Source organism: Bradyrhizobium sp. B120 (genome assembly GCF_049075665.1).
Lineage (GTDB): Bacteria > Pseudomonadota > Alphaproteobacteria > Rhizobiales > Xanthobacteraceae > Bradyrhizobium.
Map to the genome: position 1 here is coordinate 4,594,061 of NZ_CP185242.1, position 16,736 is coordinate 4,610,796.

Sequence of the window (16,736 nt, forward strand, 5' to 3'; positions counted from 1 at the left end):
CTTCCAGACGTTCGCGTGAGAACGCTCTAGTCGCGGCGGCTGGCCGCGACCGGGATCTTGTCCGTATCGCTGCGGCTCGCATCCCTGCGCGTCAACAGCCGCTTCAGCGCGATGACATTGGCTGATCCCTGATCGGGCGGCAGATCGGCCTTCACGATGGTCTCAGCCTCGGCCTGGCGGCCCTGCAGGCCGACCACGACGGCGAGATTGGTGCGCACCCGCATGTCGTCGGGCGCGCGATCCCGGGCCCGGCGCAGCGTTTCCTCGGCCTTCGGCAGGTCTTTCGACAGCAGATAGGACAGGCCGAGATTGGAGAGCACCGATGGATCGTCGGGCACGATCTTCAGGGCGCTCGCGTAATATTGGCGGGCCTCGTCGTGGCGCTCGAGCTGATCGAGCACGGCGCCCTGCGCCGACAGGATGCGCCAGTCCGGGTCTTCCGGGGTGTGGGCGCGCCCGAGCACGTCGAATGCCTGCTGGAAATTGCCGTTGTCGGCGAGCGCCCGTCCGTAGCCCGCGAGCAGCGCCTTGTTGCTGGGCTGAGCCAGCACCGCCTGCTCCATGACCGCGACCGCCTGCGCCCGCTGGCCGGTGGCGCGCAGCGCCCGGGCGTATTTCAGCGCGGAGTCGGTGTCCTTGGGGTTGGCCCGGACGCGCTCGTGATAGGTCGCGATATCGCGCCGCGGGTCGGCTGGGGGCGGCGTGGATTCCGCCGTATCGCCCAATGACCCAGTGATGTCGGACGGACCCGAGGTCTGACAGGCGGACAGCCCGATCAGCAGGAGCGCGGCAGACGCCGAGCCGGCGAGACGGTGCATGCGGCCTGCAGGTCGGGGTAGTTTGTCAGACATCAATGAGACTCGGAACAGCGAAGGTTCCGGGATGCTCACAGCTTAACCCTAAGTTCCGGTTAAGGATGCCATCATCTCGCCGTCATCCGGCCCAGAAGCGGTGCCGGATGCGGCGCACACCGCCAGCCTGTCGGCTGGATCAGTCGACGAACTGGGCGCCGAATTCGTGCCCGATCCGCCAAGCCAAGCGGCACTGACGCGGACTGCCGCTCGACAGGATGATGGTGAATTCCGGCGGAATCTCCAGATATTCAGCGATCACCTTGACGCCGCCAGCCGAGATATCGGTGATCATGCAGTCGCGTGGCAGCGACCCTGTGCCCAACTGAATTTTGGCGACGCTCCGGCACTCACGGCGTTCGCTCTTGCGGCGATTGACAAACATTCTGATCCCCAAGCCCTTTTCTGGATAGCTTCTCGGCTGGACAGCTTCGCGTTCCCACCGTCATAACGGGGAAAGATTGGAAACTGCCTAGCGGAACCAATCGCAATTGAGCGGTCATGTTCGAGATTCGTTTACCGGGCCTCACCGTTGAACCATGAGGCCGGCTCCGGTGACCGCAGTGCCTCAATTGGCGGCCCGCGCTCGTTACAGGCCCTTCCGACAAGCCCGTTCCAACAGGAACAAAAAGGGGTTGATCCCAGGTCATTTGACGATAGCGTGACCCCTTCGACTCGAATTTGCCGGGATATCCAGGAAGTATGGGAAGTCTTGTTCTGCTTGATCTGATGGGGGGCGTCGCGCTCCTGCTATGGGGCCTGCACATGGTCCACAGCGGGATTCTGCGGGCCTTCGGGCCCGATTTGCGGCTGTTGCTGGCCCGGGCGCTGAACAACCGCTTCACCGCCCTTGGCGCCGGCCTTGGCCTGACGGCCCTGCTCCAGAGCTCGACCGCGACCGCCCTGATCACCAGTTCCTTCGCCGCCGAGGAGATCGTCAGCCTGGTGCCGGCGCTTGCGATCATGCTCGGCGCCAATATCGGCACCACGCTGATCGCGCAGGTGCTGTCGTTCAACGTCGCCGCCGTGGCACCGGTGCTGTTCATCGTCGGCCTCGTCGCATTCCGCAGCGGGCCGCGCTCCCGGATCAAGGATCTCGGCCGCGTCTCGATCGGCCTCGGCCTGATGCTGCTCGCGCTGCATATCCTGCTCGATACGATGGCGCCGGCCGAGAATGCCCCGGGCGTGCGCGTGTTCCTGAACGCGATCACCGGCGATCCCGTGCTCTGCATCCTGATCGGCGCGGTCGTGACCTGGCTGGTCCATTCCAGTGTCGCCAGCGTGCTGCTGGTGATGTCGCTGGCCTACTCCCAGTTCATCTCGCCCTATGCCGCGTTCGCGCTCGTGCTCGGCGCCAACCTCGGCAGCGCCATCAATCCGTTGATGGAGGGGGCGCGGCGCGACAATCCGGCGAGCTACCGGCTGCCGGTCGGCAACCTCGTCAACCGTGTCATCGGCATCCTGCTGGTGGCGCCGTTCCTGCGCCCGATCACCGAGCATATCTACGCCTGGCAGCCGGATCTCGCCAAGGCAACCGCGCTGTTCCACATTGCCTTCAACGTTGCGACGGCGCTGCTGTTCATCGGCGTGCTTGACCATTTGGCGCGTCTGCTCGAGCGGCTGTTGCCCAAGCGGGCGCAGGAGACCGATCCGTCAAGGCCACGCTATCTCGACGAGAGCGCACTGGAGACGCCCTCGCTCGCGCTGGCCGATGCCGCGCGCGAGGTGCTGCATATGGGCGACCACACCGAGGCCATGTTGCGCAAGGTGATGACAGCGATGCTGACCAACGATCGCGCAATGGTCGACCAGGTGTCGAAGATGGACAACACCGTCGACCGGCTGAACGAGGCGATCAAGCTTTACGTCACGAAGCTCACCCGCGGCAGCCTGGACGAGCGCGAAGGTCACCGCGCCATGGAGATCGTCGCATTCGCGATCAATCTCGAGCATATCGGCGACATCATCGACAAGAATCTGAGCGAGCTCGCGACCAAGAAGATCAAGCACCGCCTGCAATTCTCGGCCGAAGGCGCCGAGGAATTGTCGGCGTTCCACAAGCGCACGATCGACTCGCTGCGGCTCGCGTTCGGCGTGTTCATGTCGGGCGACGCCGCCGAGGCGCGCAAGCTGCTCACCGAGAAGGCGTCGCTGCGCGGGGCGGAACTCGCCGCCGTCGAGCGCCATCTGGAGCGCCTGCGCGAAGGCCGGCCCGAGACCATCGAGACAACCTCGCTGCATCTCGACGTGCTGCGCGACCTTCGCCGCATCCATTCGCACATCTGCTCGGTCGCCTATCCCGTGCTCGACGCCGCCGGCGAGACCGCGGCCGATCGCGCGAATGCGGTCGAGGCGGCCGAACTGCCGGCGCCCGGGCGGCTTTGATCGGACGTGCCTTCGAAGGCTACGTCGGCGGCCGATGTTCGGAACCGAGCGGCCGCTGCGGAAACGCGGAGGCCGCCGCGAGTTGGTCGATGCTGTCCCGCTGGCGATCGAAAGCCCCAAGCAGGTCGCCTTGCAGCAACCGGCCGCCTGACAATTTCATCCGCAGCGGATCGACGTTATGGCCGTTGATCCGCACCTCGTAATAGAGATGCGGTCCGGTCGAGAGCCCGGTCGATCCGACATAGGCAATCGTCTCGCCCTGACGAACGCGGTCTCCGATCTTCAGCCCGGGCGGGAAGCTCGCGACATGGGCATAGGTGGTCTCATAGCCCCGATCGTGCCGCACGCGGATATATTTCCCGTAGCCGTGCTCGTAGCCTTCGGTCTCGACGACGCCGGCGCCCGCGGCCGCAATCGGCGAACCATAGGGCGCGGCAAAATCGACGCCCTCATGAAAGCGGCGGTCGCCGAGGATCGGATGGATGCGCCAGCCAAAGCCGTCGCCAAGGCGGCCGCTGACCACCGGCTTGCGCAACAGGAATTTGGTGATGGACTGACCATCTTCATCGTAGAAGTCGGAGCTGCCGTCATCCGGGGCCGTGAAGCGATAGTAGCGGCGCGCCTGCCCGCCGGCCGTCAAGTCGATGAAGACCAACTCGGGCTGGCCAATGTCGTTGGGAGCATAGATGATGTTGGCGACGTCGGCGTCGCCGAGCGGCTCGTCGAGATCGAAATCGCGGCCGCAAAGCCGCATCAGTTCTGCAACGATCCCCTCGTCGACGTGATTGGAGCGAGCAAGCGCGTTAAGCCCGTCACGCAGCGTTTCACCGGGGACGGAATGGGCGTCGATCGACTGACGCAACAATTTCCCATTCGACACGACGACATCCGGCTGTTCCGGCACGATCGCCTGGTACCGGCCGCTGTCGGTGCGACCGACCGCGGACACTCCTGAGTCCGGCCGTTCGATCGACACTTTCGCGACGTGGCCGCGCGGCGCCCCGGGGTCTCCGTCCTGTTCGATGATCGTGATCTTCTCGCCACCAGACAGCGTCGCTTGACTGCCAGGCGACGGGAAGGCGGCAAGGATCGACGGCGCGTCCTCCGCTGCCGCGGCCAGCGCCCGCAGAATGGCGGACAGCGTGTCACCGCTCCTCGCGATAACGACATGTCGATGGTGACGCGACGAGGAAGGCGACTTCGGAAGATTGGTTACGTTGACAGCCTCCCCGATCGGAGAATGCGGCTGCGGCACATCTTCACCGTCAGCATAGGAGCTGGTGCGGCCCGGCAGCCCGCGGCGTGATGGACCCGCCCGTATGATGGCTGGTAACTCCGACAGCAATTGCGCGTTCGCTCGCTGCTCGTCCTTGCCGTCTGCCGATGCTTCGCGACGAAGGTCCTGTTGTGGTTCGGGATCGATCTCCGCGAGCCGCGCTGACACGCGGGTAAATCGACGGACCGAGCCGGCATCGCTCAGCTGCTCGATCTTGAGCGCCGAGGGACTGCCTTGCGAGCCTGGCCTCCGATCCAGGCGATCGCCGCGCTGCGCCTCGTCAACCACTTGCCCCGTGAAGCGCGGAAGTGAAACGACCGGCGATGCTGCGAATCGCGTGCGATAGCCGAATGCACCGCGCAGCGCGCCCCCAAGGAGCGCGACGGCCGCGGTCCCGATCAGAATCGTCCCGGCCATCCAGCGGATACTGACTGCACGCCGGTCCGGCAGGCCGCGCTCGCCGGTCAGCGGCGGCTCGTCGGGCAACCCGAGATCACGGACGCTCGATGGACAACCACGCGCTCTGGTCGGTTCGCCACGGCCGGTCATCAACGCCCCTCATCCCTTGGCGCATGGTCTCGGGATGCAGCCACGCCCACAACGAAGCGTAGATGCCATACGCCTTGGGGCGATTGTTTGACCGTCGTTTTGTTTCGATCACAATGTCGAGCGGAGCCCGGTGCTGGACTCCATCGAGATTGTCGAGGAGGCCCGGCATACCGCTCATCGCACTGACGACCACGAGGATCAGCTGTCGAGCGTCTTCGACGCCTTGCTGCGGTTCTTCACGATCAGCATGATGTTGCGGATGTAGATCAGCGTCGCGAGGCCCTGCCCGATGATGATGACAGGCTCGCGCTTGGCGAAACCGTAGACCAGCGTCATCAAACCGCCGCCCATCGAGAAGAACCAGAACGCCATCGGCACCACGCTCTGGCCGGCGCGCTCGCTGGAAATCCACTGCACCAGGAAGCGCGCGGTGAAGAGCAATTGCGCGATCAGGCCGAACGCCAGCCAGAAGTCGAACTTGGCGACGAACACTTCGTAGAAATAGGCGCTGAGCGCCTGGCCGAACTGAATCAGCATCACTTCACCTCGGTCACATCAGGCACTTCAGTGCCCGTCACTTCAGTGACGACCGGCGTCGGCTTCTTGCGGCGGATCAGCCACCACACGCCACCGAGATCCATGATCCCGATCCAGAGCCGGTCGAAGAAGCCATAATTCGACACGCCGGAATGGCGCGGGCGGTCGACGACATCGACATAGGCGATCGCCAGCCCCTCGCGGCGGACCAGCGCCGGAAGGAAACGATGCAGCCCGTCGAAATAGGGCATCGCCAGAAACACCTCGCGCGGAAACGCCTTCAGGCCACACCCGGTGTCGCGGGTGCCGTCGCGCAGGATGATGCCGCGCACGGTGTTGGCGATCCGCGATTGCAGCTTCTTGAAGCCGGTGTCCTTGCGTCCGACACGCTGGCCCGCAGCGAGGCCAACCCGGCCATTGCCGCTCTCGATCGCCGCGATCAGGTTGGGCAGGAAGGCCGGATCATTCTGGCCATCCCCGTCAAGCGTTGCCACGATCGCTCCGCGCGCGGCGCGCACGCCGCTGCGCACGGCGGCCGACTGGCCCGACGAGACGGTGTGGCGGAGCTGCCGGAGATTGGACCGCTGCGCCATGATCGCGCTCAGCCGTTCGCCGGTGGCGTCGGTCGAGCCGTCATTGACGTAGACGATCTCGTAGGCCCAGCGGCCGTCGAGCGCTGCCGCGATCTCGGCGATCAGCGGCGCGATATTGTCCGCCTCGTTGCGCACAGGCACGACGATGGAAACGGCGACCGGCGTCTGGTCGGAAGCAGGCAAATCGGCACTCGTGGTTGGTGTTGGCAGCGGCTGGAACCCGCCCGATCCGGCCATCGGGCGACCGCTTTTATGGGGCGAAGGCGTTCCTCGCAACCCTTTTAAGGCGCTCTTCCGACGGTCCTGACAGCGCCAACACGGTGCCATCCCGATCAATGGCGAAACCAAGGCGGCGGGCGGCGAACCAGTAGCGCACGGCCATTGCGCCGATCACGCCAACCAGCGCGCCGGCCACCACGTCGCTCGGATGATGGGCCAGCAGCACAAGCCGTGTCGCGATGATGATCAGCGCATAGACCAGCATCACACCCCGTGCACGTGGCCACACAGCCGACACGGCGAAGGCCAGCGCAAATGCCGTGATCGAATGTCCCGACGGAAAGCTCGAATAGGCCTCGGTGCCGGCGAAATGCTGGAAGTTGAACGCGTTGGCCTTCCCGCCGACAAACGGCCGCCCGCGGCCGACGATCCACTTGATCAGCTCACCGACCGCAACCGACAACATGACCGACAGGAACAGGTATTGCAGCCTCGTTCCGAGGCCGAGCAAAGTCGCGCGCGGCACACCGCGCAGCGCAGGCGCCGCCACCACGACCACAATCAGCAGCAGGCCAAGCGTGCTCAGCACATACTCGTCCTTGCCGAAATCGGTGAGTATCTTCACCCACCAGAGACCCGGCGTGCCGCGTGGCGGCATCAGGCTGATCTCGGCGACATCGACCACATACATCAGCGTGATGATCACGGCGCCGGTGACGACGACGAGCAGGAGCACGTGGCGCGCGGAGCGTCGCGCCGCCTCGGCCCGGCGCGAATGCGACGGTGCACGCACGAGCTGGGCAAAGGATAGCCAGACCAGCGTCAGCAATCGTCCGAAATAGTTGGCGGATTCCGCGGTGGCTGGCGGCGCCGCCATGTCACTCCGTCCCTTCGGAACGGAAGATCGCGATCGAAACGGCCTTGCCCTGCGAGATGTTGTAGCCGTCGATCCGCACCGGCGCGTTGTAGCGCAGGCCGATCGCCTCGGCGCGCTGCACGAAGGCGCGCTCGGAGCGCTGTTCGACCAGCGCGAAGCGGCAGGAGCCCTGCCCCAGGAAATCCGCGGCGCCCGATCCGTCGGTGAGCAGCGTCGAGGTATCGGTCATGAACACGAGGCTCGGCTCGTGGAAGCCGGCAGCCGCCGCCTTCGGGCCGACGCAGGTCACGGTGCGCAGCGCGCGCGCGACCTCCTGGCTCGGAAACACAGTGGTGAGCCGCGGCAGCACCACGCCATAGGTGGCGCCTGCCATCAGCGCCGCAGCGATCGCCGCATTGAGCAGCGAGCGCTCGGCACGGCTATCCTCGAACATCCACCACGCGATCAGGCCGAACACCATCGCTACGGCAAACAACGGCCAGGCCGGAAATACCGGCTGATGGATTGCCTTGATGGCGCCGACGATCACGAGCACGGCGCCGAACGCGGGGATGGCGAACCACCAGGCGGCGCCGCGCAACAGCCAGGGGGAACGCGACAGCACACGCCGCTCCAGCGCCCCGACGGTCAGGATCGCGATCGCCGGGTAGAGCGGCAACACGTAATGCGGCAGCTTGGTCAGCACCGCCTCGAACACGATCCAGGACGGGATCAGCCACGCCAGCAGAAACTGGGCACCCGGCTCGCGCCGCGCGCGCCAGACCGCCGGTGCCGCCAGGCCTGCGAGCGGCGCGCCGGGCCAGAACGTGATCCAGAACAGCAGCAGATAGAGCCCGGGCGGCGCGCCGTGGGATTCCTGTGCGCCGAGCTTACTCAGCATGTCGCCGCCGACGGAGTCGGCGAAGAAGGTTTCGCCGGCGCGCAGGAAGATCAGCACGAACCACGGCAGCACCAGCACCAGGGTCCACATCAGGCCCCAGACCGGGCGCATGCGCCAGAACCAGGCCGCCGATCGATCGAGGATCGCAAGCCCGGCCATGGCAAGGCCGACGAACATCAGGATCAACGGCCCCTTGAGCAGGATGCCGACCGCCAGCGCCGTCCAGAAGATCGCAGGCGGCACCCATGATGGATGCGCCGGATCCTCGCCGCGTTGCCAGGACAAATACACCCGCGCCATCGCGCCCATCGCCGCGGTGACCGTCAGCAGCAACATGGCGTCGGTCTTGGCGAGCCGCGCTTCGACCCCGAGCAGCACGCAGCTTGCCATCATCAAGGCAGCCAGCACCGCGCCCTGTCGCGTCACGAAGGCAAGCGCCGTCCAATAGGTCAGCAAAACGGCGCCGATGGCGCCGATCAGGGACGGCAGGCGGTACACCCAGATGCGGACCTGGGCGCGCGGCACCCCGAGCGCGGAGATCGTCTTCAGCGCCGCCGCCTGCATCCAGTAGATGCCGACCGGCTTTTTGTAGCGGACGTCGTCCTGGAAGCGGATATCGACGAAGTCGCCGCTCTCGACCATCTGCTTGGTCGCCTGGGCAAAGCGGACCTCATCGCGGTCGATCGGCGGGATGGTGAAGAAGCCCGGCAGGAACAGCACCAGGCAGGTCAGCGTCAGGAACAGGATCGAACGCCATTGGCTGGCCGTCGCGAACTCGAACGCCATGAACAGCCTGCGGCTCGAATGCGCAGGTTTTACAGACTGTTGCCCTGCTCCGAAGCGCCGGGGTTGGAGGCTATCCACCATGGGTTTCGCATACGATGAAACCGCAGCGCAAACAACCGTGCTGTTCCGCTTTCCCGCGCGATCATTGCACGCGGATCACAACGGTATCCGCTGCCCCCGTGGCGTCGATGACGGTCAGCCGCGCGAAGCCCGGCCCCGGCGGGTCGATCAGGCGCTGCCGCCGGCTGTCGATGTCCCCGGCTGAGACACCGTTCACGAGTACCGTCAGCGGTAGCACCCCGCCGGCGACCTTGACCGGCATCGCCGCATGACTGCCGCCCTCCGATTGATCGACGTCGATGCGTGAGCCGTTCAGCGGAAACTGGATGTGTGGCGCCTGGTCGTTGCCGCTGCGGACCAATTCGCCGAGTGGCCGGAACCGGCGCAGTGGCGGCGGCAATTTTGCGTTGGAGGCCACCAGCACGCCCCGCGGCGGCTTCGGCAACGCCGCCGGGATCTTGCCGGTGCGCGCAAAGGCATCGAACAGGATCGGCGCCGCCGCCGTGCGCCCAACCAGGCCCGGCACCGGCGCGCCATCCGGACGGCCGACCCAGACTCCGATCGTGATCCGGCCGTCGAAGCCGACCGACCAGGCATCGCGATAGCCGTAGCTGGTGCCCGTCTTGAACGCGATCCGGTTGTGCACGCCGTTCTCCGGCGGCGGCGTGCCGAGCAGGACATTGCCGACCTGCCAAGCCGCGGCCTGATCCATCAGCCGCATCGTGTCGCGGCCGTCATTCGCCTGCACGATCTCGCGCAGCGGCTTGGTCGCACCGAGCCGCGCCAGACCGGAATAGAGCTGGGCGAGATCCTGCAGCGTGATGCCGACGCCGCCGAGGCCCATCGCAAGACCTGGTGCCTCGTCCTTCGGCAGCACGAGGTTGGTGCCGGCCTGCTTCAGCCGCGACGACAGCCGGCTGGCGCCGACCCGGTCGAGCAGCGCGATTGCCGGCACGTTCAGCGACAATTGCAGCGCCTTGCGGATCGGCACCGTGCCCTGGAACGTCATGTCGAAATTTTCCGGCGCGTAAGTGCCGAAGCGGATCGGCCGATCCTCGATCAGGCTGTCGGGATGAACAAAGCCGTCTTCGAAGGCGAGGCCATAGATGAACGGCTTCAGCGTCGAGCCGGGCGAGCGCACCGCGCGCGTCATGTCGACCTGCCCGGCGCGCCGCTCATCGAAATAATCCGCCGAGCCGACGCGCGCGAGCACGTCGCCCGTCTCGTTGTCGACCACGACGATCGCAACCGAGACATCGGGCCCCTGCGCAATGGCGCGGTCGCGCGCCAGCACCTCCAGGTTCCGTTGCAGCGAAGCGTCGAGCGTCAGCTTGATGACGGGCGCATCCTTCATCGTCGCGATCGCCTGATCGGACGAATGCGGCGCCAGGATCGGGATCTGCTTGCGCAGCTTCGGCACGGGTGTTGCCCGGGCCTGCGCGGCGTCGTCCTTCGACACCACGCCGTCCTCGACCATGCGGTCGAGCACGCGGTCGCGCGCGGCATGGGCGGCTTCCGGATAACGATCGAGCCGCCGCCGCTCCGGCGATTGCGGCAGCGCCACCAGCAATGCGGCCTCGGCGAGCGAGAGCCGCTTCGGCTCCTTGCCGAAATAGGCGATCGAGGCGGCGCGCACGCCCTCGAGATTACCGCCGAACGGCGCCAGCGCGAGGTAGAGATCGAGGATCTGGTCTTTCGAAAGCTGCCGCTCCAGTTCAACCGCGCGCACCATCTGCCGCAGCTTGGCGTAGACCGAGCGCTGGTGCCGCGGCTCGATCAGCCGCGCCAGCTGCATCGTGACCGTCGAACCGCCCGAGACGATATGGCCGCTTGTGAGCAGCTGGAATCCGGCGCGCGACAGCGCCAGCGGATCGATGCCGTGATGCGCGTAGAAGCGCTTGTCCTCATAGGCGAACAATAGTCTTAGATAGGTGGGATCGACCGATGCCTTGGCGTCGACCGGCAGCCGCCAGCGCCCATCCGCCATCGCATAGGCGCGCAACAGTTTTCCGTTTCGGTCGACGACCGTGGTCGAGACCTGCTCCGCCTGCGCAAGCGGAAGCGGTCCGAGCGATACGACCCAGGCTGCAAACGCGCCGATGATCGCGACGAGCACGGCGGCCATTGCGGCAACGGCGCGAAGCACCAACCGCCCGCTACGCTTGTCATGCCCGGGCTTGACCCGGGCATCCACGTCTTTCTTGCCAGCGGACGCGTCCCTGGATGGCCGGGTCAAGCCCGGCCATGACCAGACGAGTTTTGGACGCGCGTCCTTGCTCATTCCACGATCACTCATTTCGCGGGCTTCACCTCGACCGCGCCGGTGCCGCTACGGCCGTAGCGCGAGGGATTGTACATGTCCTCGACATAGGCCTGCGGCAGCACGTATTTGCCGGGCGACACCGCGCGCACGACATAGGCGACCGTGAACACCGACTTGTCGTTGGCGCCCCGGTCGATCGCCGCGGTGAAGCGGTCATCGCGGAACTCGGTGTTCTTCGGCTCGACGCCGTCCTCGATCCACTCGAGCGTGCCGGAATCGCCCGACGACACCAGGTTCGGGTTGTCGATCTCGAGCCCCGCCGGCAGATAGTCGGCCACCATGATGTGACCGAACTCGGGTTTCGCTTCCGTCACCTTCAGCACAACCGCGAAGCGGTCATTCTGTTTCGCCTTGCTGACGTCGGCCGGCTTGCCGTCGAGCGTGAAATAGCCGCGCTCGATCTTGAAGCCGTTGGAGGCCGCGGGCTCCGGCGTCACCGGCGAGCCCGAAACCGAGATCACCGCCTGCACCGGCGCATCGCCGGTATTGGTGATCTTGAGCGGCTGGCCCGTCATCTCATCGGCCTTGTAACTGCGATAGACCGCGGTCTTGACCGGCTGGCCGTTGATGTCGAGCGCCATCGTCTCCTTGGCAAGCGCGCGTGCCGCCAGCACCATCCACGCATTCTCCTGCGTCGAGGTGTAGGGCGACAGCCCCCGGGCCGCTTCGACCCGCAGCACGGCCTGCGTCAGCGTCGTGCGCGGCGCATTGCCCTCGCCTGCGAGCGAAACCAGTGCCGCCGCATCGCGCAGCGCCGAGCCGTAATCGACCCGGCCGAACTCGATCACCGGCTTGGGGTTCAGCGCATCGAGCGCGGCACCATAGACCCGCTCGGCCCTCGCCTTATCGCCGACCAGGGCCAGCGCCGCGGCAAGCTGCGCCTTGGAGATCGGCGTCGCCAGATTATTCAACTTGGTGTCGGCGAGATAACGCAGGTCGCCGATCGGCGCAGCGCCGTTACGGGCGAGCACGTAGAGGCCGTAGGCCAGATCGCGGCCGCCGTCCTTCTCCGGCTCGTTGGCATTGACCACCGAATTCCTGACGCGGTCGAGTGCGTTCTTGAACAGCACGTCCGGCACCGCAAAGCCCTTCTCGCGGGCGCGGGTCAGGAAGTCGGTGACGTAGGCGTCGAGCCAGGCGTCGTCGCCGCCCGCCGACCACAGGCCGAACGAGCCATTCGAGCCTTGTCGCGCCAGCAGCCGCTCGATCGCGTCGCGGATGCGCTGGTCGACTGCGGTGTCCATCGCAAGATGGGCGCCGGCGGCGAGATCGTTGACATAGAGCAGCGGCAACGCGCGGCTCGTTATCTGTTCCGAGCAACCATACGGGTAGCGGTCGAGCGCCTTCAGGATGCTCGCCGCATCGAGCGCGGTTGACAGGCTCGCCGAGACCGAGACGCTGCCGGTGCCCGGCACGAGATCGGAGAACATGTCGGAGGTCAGCGTCAGGCTCTCGCCCTTCGCCAGCGTGCGGATCGAGCGGCGCGCCAGCACCTGGGTCGCCGGCTTGACGTCGAGCGCATAGTGCCGCGCCAACGTCATCCCGTTCGGCCCTGAAATGTCGACGTCGAAATCGGCGCGCCCCGCGCCACCGGCCTCGAGGCCGAGCGACAGCGACGTGCGCTGCTTGGCGGCGAGCTTCACCGTCGTGGTCGGATTGCCCGAAGCCTTGATCGGGCCGCTCGCCTTGACGCTGACAGCATAGTCGCCGGCGGCGCCTTCGACATTGTCGATATCCATCCTGATGGTGCCCTTGTCACCGGTCAGCAGGAAGCGCGGCAATGTCGCCGTCACCACCACGGGATCGCGCACGATGACATCAACATTGGCGCGGCCGAGCTTGGTGGCGCTCCACGCCACCGCCATCACCCGCGCGGTGCCGGCGAATTCGGGGATGTCGAAGCTCACCTCGGCAGTGCCGTCAGGGCCGACCGTGACGATACCGGAATAGAGCGCCAGCGGCTTCTGCGTCGGCGGCGAGCCCTGCAGCTCGGCGCCGGCGGCATCACCGCCGCTGCGGATCTGGCCGGCCGTGCCCTGCATGCCGTCGATCAGCTGGCCGTAGAGGTCACGGATCTCGGCAGTCAGGCGGCGCTGGCCGAGATAGTAGTCATCCGGCGCCGGCGGCTTGTAATTGGTCAGATTGAGGATGCCGACATCGACCGCGGCCAGCACCACCTTGGCGTCCTCGCCGGGATTGAGCCCGCCGAGCTTGACCGGAATCTTCAGCGCCGTGCCCGGCCGCACCAATGCGGGCGGCGAAAGCTCGACGGCCAGTGTGCGTGTCTTCTTGTCGATGCCGAACCATTTCAGCCCGATCGCGCGACCGGGCATGCGTCCAGCGGCGGCATCGAGCGGACGGCGCAGCGTCGTCATGACATAAGCACCGGTACCCCAGTCCTTGCCGACCGGAAGCTTGACCTGCTGGGTGCCCTCCTTGACGTCGACGCTTTGGGTTGTCAGCAGGCGGTCGCCCAGCACGTAGACCGTGAGCTTGCCGGCCGTGCGGGCGTTGACCGACACCGTCATGGTGTCGCCGGACTGATATTCCGGTCTGTCGATCGAGGTTTCGAGCAGATCTGGCGTGTCGGCGCTGCCGTCGGAGTACCAGCCGACATCGAACTGCACCGAGGTCACCGGACCGTCGGCATCGGTCGATTTCACATCGAGTCGGTAGCGGCCGGGCTGCGGCTGGAAGGTCAGGCGCATCGGCTTGTCGGCCGCGAGATTGACGTCGCCGTCGGCGACGCGGCGGGTCGATTTGACCGGCTCATACTGCCAGGACGAATTCTGCCGGTACCATTGATAACGCGACTCCAGCTTCAGCAGCTCGTAGCGCAACCCGTTGCGCGCCAGCTGCTTGCCGTCGGGCGCGACGAACACGACGTCGAACTCGGCCTTGTCGCCCTCGGCCACGCTCTTGTCGCCGAACAGCGGCCTGACGCCGATCAGCGAGGCCGCTGGGGCCACCGGCAGCACGATCTTGCGCTCGACCGAACGGCCGCCGGTCTCCGCCATGCGGATGAAGATCTGGGCTTCCTGCGGCCGGGACGAGGCCGGGACCTTGTCGAGCTTGACCGGGAAGCTGGCGGCGCCATTGGCATCGGCCTCCGGCAGGTCCTCGATCGGGGTCCGCTCGTTGCTCGCGGTCTGCTCGTCGTCGACGCCGAACTGATAGCCGGCGTAGCCGGGCCGGCCGGCCGCCGCTGGCGCGACCAGCATGTCGCCTTCGAGCTGCAGGCCCGAGGCCGGCGCGCCATAGAGGAAGTGGCCGGAAACCTGAAGTTCCACTGGAACTTCAGCTTTGATAACTTTCTCCTTGCTGATCAGGTCGAATTCGATCCGCTCGGGGATGTAATCCTCGACCATGAAGGTGGTCTCGCCGACCGACGAGCCCTTGGGGTCGGTAAAAACACGGGCCCGCCAGGTGCCGGTCGGCACCGCGGAGTTCAACGCGACCGCCAGCATGCGGCCGCCGGCGCCCTGGTCGGGCAGCACGGTGCGGCGAAATTCGACGCCGTCAGGGCGCTCGATCACCATGGTCAGCGGCGTCCCGGTCAGCGCGTTGCCCCGTCCGTCGCGCAGCAGCGCAGTCAAATAGACGGTCTCGTTGGAGCGGTAGACGCCGCGCTCGGCGTAGACGAAGGCGTCCGCGCCGGCCGGGATCGCGCGCCCTGCGACGCCGCGGTCGGTGAGGTCGAAGGCGTTGGTCTTCAGGCTGAGGAAGGCATAGTCGGCCTTCTCGCCTGTCACCGTCAGCAGTGCCGGCGACAATCCGCCCTCGCCGCGCGCCAGCCCCTGCTCGAACAGCACGTGGCCCGCTGCATCGGTTTTCCGGGTGGCCAGGATCTCGTTGTTGCGGGCGACCAGCTTTACCTCGGCATTGGCGACCGCTTCGGTAGAGGCCAGCGAATTGACGAAGACGTGGATACCGTCATTGCCGGAGAAGGCCGACAGGCCCATGTCGGAGACGATGAACCATTGCGTGGCCAGCGTGCCGTCGTCATCACTGCCCGGCCCCTTGGCCGCAGCGGTCATGACATAGACACCCGGCTGCAGGTCGCCGAGCGCCTGGTCGACCGGAAATGCGGTGACGACGTCCTGGTTCAGCGTGGTGGCGGTGGCGAGCTCGCCGGACCACACCTTGACGCCACGCTGGTCGCCGAGATCGGAGAGCTGATAGCGGCTCAGCGTGCTCTGGAAGTCGCTGTCGATCACGGTGTTGATCAGGTTGCGGTCGCCGATCCGGAACACGTTGACCGTGACCGCCGGCGTGTTGACGCTGACCACCGGAATACCGCGCTGGCCGGTCCGCGGCAGCACATAGGCACGCCCGGTGAACCGCACGAACGGCTTGCGGTCGCGGACATAGATGTTGAACTCGGCGGATTTCGGCAGGGTCTCCTTGACGGTCGACGGCAGGCCGGCGCGCAGATTGATGTTGTAGCGCTCTCCGTGCTTCAGCCCGTCGACGCAGAGCTGCTGGCCTTCCGCCGACAGAGCCGGCTTGTCGGTGCCGGCCAGGGCGAGATACGGCGCGAAGTCGACGCGCTTGGCGAGCTCCTCGGAGAACTGGAAGCAGGCCCGCGGCGAGGCCGCATCGGAATCGACGGTATAATCGAGCAGCCGGAAGCCGTGCTCGTCGCGCATCTTCTCATACTGGCCCCGCACATCGGCGACCTCGCGCAGGTCGAGCGACAGCCGCAGCGCGTCGAGCGCCGGACGCCACAGCTTGCGCTCCGCGAGCGCCTTGCCGAGCACGGCCAACGAATCGGCCTCCTCGCCCGCATTGCCGGCGCGCTGATAGGCGATGTAGGCGGCGGTGGATGCGCGCTCCATCAGGAAGGTCTGTTCGCTGGAGCTGGCCGACCGGATCTGGAAGACGGTTTTGGCAAGCCGCAGCCAGTTGGCGCCGTCCTCGGGCGCGGTTGCCGCGATCTGGCCGAGGATCGTGAGCCCGCCGCGGAAATCATTGCGCTTGAAGGCTGCGTCCGCGTCGGTGCGCAAGGTCGCGGCCGACTTGTTGACCGCGCCCGCCTCGCTCTTGATCTGGGCCTCCAGCTTGATCGCGGAATCCGCGAGATCGTCGCGCTTGAAGGCCTTGTCCGCAGCCTGGGCGCTCACCAGGCCGAGCGCCAGCGTGGCGCAAATTGCGGCGGCGCGAACCAATCCGATCATGATGGAGCTCCTGAACGCCCCGCGGTCGATCGCCGCGTTGGGGCTAAAAAATGCGCGAAAAGGTGACGGAGTGAAGGCGCTGACATGAACGGACGAAAACGTCGCAGATTGCATTGCCGACATTCCTTCCACCGGCTCCGGCGGCAGCGTCATGCCGGCTCGGCGCGCGGGTCTGGCCAACGCAGGACGGGACCCCTGCTCGCCTTTGTCGTTTGACCACAAA

The 16,736-nt window shown here is 66.3% G+C and carries 10 protein-coding genes; 1 reads left to right on the top strand and 9 read right to left on the bottom strand.

Annotation, left to right across the window (positions count from 1 at the left end; all coding sequences use genetic code 11):
- Nucleotides 1-26 precede the first annotated feature (26 nt).
- Nucleotides 27-851 carry a tetratricopeptide repeat protein gene (locus ACOIX3_RS20980; protein WP_420964106.1) on the bottom strand — a complete coding sequence of 275 codons (825 nt, stop codon included), beginning with the start codon at nt 849-851 and terminating at the stop codon, nt 27-29.
- Nucleotides 852-990: 139 nt separating this feature from the next.
- Complete coding sequence (locus ACOIX3_RS20985; protein ID WP_021079298.1) at nt 991-1,236, bottom strand: PilZ domain-containing protein; 246 nt, start codon at nt 1,234-1,236, stop codon at nt 991-993.
- Between the two features lie 317 nt (nt 1,237-1,553).
- Between ACOIX3_RS20985 and ACOIX3_RS20990 the strand changes: the two genes are divergently transcribed.
- On the top strand, nt 1,554-3,236 hold the full coding sequence (locus tag ACOIX3_RS20990; RefSeq protein ID WP_420964107.1) for a Na/Pi cotransporter family protein: 1,683 nt from the start codon (nt 1,554-1,556) through the stop codon (nt 3,234-3,236).
- 19 nt (nt 3,237-3,255) lie between these two features.
- Here the strand turns inward: ACOIX3_RS20990 and ACOIX3_RS20995 are convergent, their stop codons facing one another.
- The 7 genes from ACOIX3_RS20995 to ACOIX3_RS21025 all read right to left on the bottom strand — a co-directional run bounded on the left by ACOIX3_RS20995 (nt 3,256) and on the right by ACOIX3_RS21025 (nt 16,513).
- Complete coding sequence (locus ACOIX3_RS20995; RefSeq protein ID WP_420964108.1) at nt 3,256-5,061, bottom strand: M23 family metallopeptidase; 1,806 nt, start codon at nt 5,059-5,061, stop codon at nt 3,256-3,258.
- Nucleotides 5,062-5,259: 198 nt separating this feature from the next.
- Nucleotides 5,260-5,598 (bottom strand): lipid-A-disaccharide synthase N-terminal domain-containing protein, encoded by a 339-nt coding sequence (locus tag ACOIX3_RS21000; RefSeq protein WP_420964109.1) that lies wholly within the window; start codon nt 5,596-5,598, stop codon nt 5,260-5,262.
- Nucleotides 5,598-6,374 carry a glycosyltransferase family 2 protein gene (locus tag ACOIX3_RS21005; RefSeq protein ID WP_420964110.1) on the bottom strand — a complete coding sequence of 259 codons (777 nt, stop codon included), beginning with the start codon at nt 6,372-6,374 and terminating at the stop codon, nt 5,598-5,600. The genes ACOIX3_RS21000 and ACOIX3_RS21005 overlap by 1 nt, the downstream gene beginning before the upstream one ends.
- Nucleotides 6,375-6,441: 67 nt before the next feature.
- A complete protein-coding gene (locus ACOIX3_RS21010) occupies nt 6,442-7,287 on the bottom strand; it encodes a phosphatase PAP2 family protein (RefSeq protein WP_420964111.1) in 846 nt (281 codons plus the stop codon).
- Between the two features lies 1 nt (nt 7,288).
- Nucleotides 7,289-9,034 carry an ArnT family glycosyltransferase gene (locus ACOIX3_RS21015; RefSeq protein ID WP_420964112.1) on the bottom strand — a complete coding sequence of 582 codons (1,746 nt, stop codon included), beginning with the start codon at nt 9,032-9,034 and terminating at the stop codon, nt 7,289-7,291.
- 61 nt (nt 9,035-9,095) lie between these two features.
- A complete protein-coding gene (gene pbpC / locus ACOIX3_RS21020; RefSeq protein WP_420964113.1) occupies nt 9,096-11,138 on the bottom strand; it encodes a penicillin-binding protein 1C in 2,043 nt (680 codons plus the stop codon).
- Between the two features lie 167 nt (nt 11,139-11,305).
- The gene (locus ACOIX3_RS21025) at nt 11,306-16,513 is read right to left on the bottom strand and encodes an alpha-2-macroglobulin family protein (RefSeq protein WP_420964114.1); all 5,208 of its coding nucleotides are present in this window, start codon (nt 16,511-16,513) and stop codon (nt 11,306-11,308) included.
- Nucleotides 16,514-16,736: the final 223 nt, after the last annotated feature.

Excerpts from the sequence above, each read along its gene's own strand:
- ACOIX3_RS20980 (WP_420964106.1), bottom strand. The coding sequence starts at position 851 with ATGTCTGACAAACTACCCCGACCTGCAGGCCGCATGCACCGTCTCGCC.
- ACOIX3_RS20985 (WP_021079298.1), bottom strand. The coding sequence starts at position 1,236 with ATGTTTGTCAATCGCCGCAAGAGCGAACGCCGTGAGTGCCGGAGCGTC.
- ACOIX3_RS20990 (WP_420964107.1), top strand. The coding sequence starts at position 1,554 with ATGGGAAGTCTTGTTCTGCTTGATCTGATGGGGGGCGTCGCGCTCCTG.
- ACOIX3_RS20995 (WP_420964108.1), bottom strand. The coding sequence starts at position 5,061 with ATGACCGGCCGTGGCGAACCGACCAGAGCGCGTGGTTGTCCATCGAGC.
- ACOIX3_RS21000 (WP_420964109.1), bottom strand. The coding sequence starts at position 5,598 with ATGCTGATTCAGTTCGGCCAGGCGCTCAGCGCCTATTTCTACGAAGTG.
- ACOIX3_RS21010 (WP_420964111.1), bottom strand. The coding sequence starts at position 7,287 with ATGGCGGCGCCGCCAGCCACCGCGGAATCCGCCAACTATTTCGGACGA.
- ACOIX3_RS21015 (WP_420964112.1), bottom strand. The coding sequence starts at position 9,034 with ATGGTGGATAGCCTCCAACCCCGGCGCTTCGGAGCAGGGCAACAGTCT.
- pbpC (WP_420964113.1), bottom strand. The coding sequence starts at position 11,138 with ATGGCCGCCGTGCTCGTCGCGATCATCGGCGCGTTTGCAGCCTGGGTC.
- ACOIX3_RS21025 (WP_420964114.1), bottom strand. The coding sequence starts at position 16,513 with ATGATCGGATTGGTTCGCGCCGCCGCAATTTGCGCCACGCTGGCGCTC.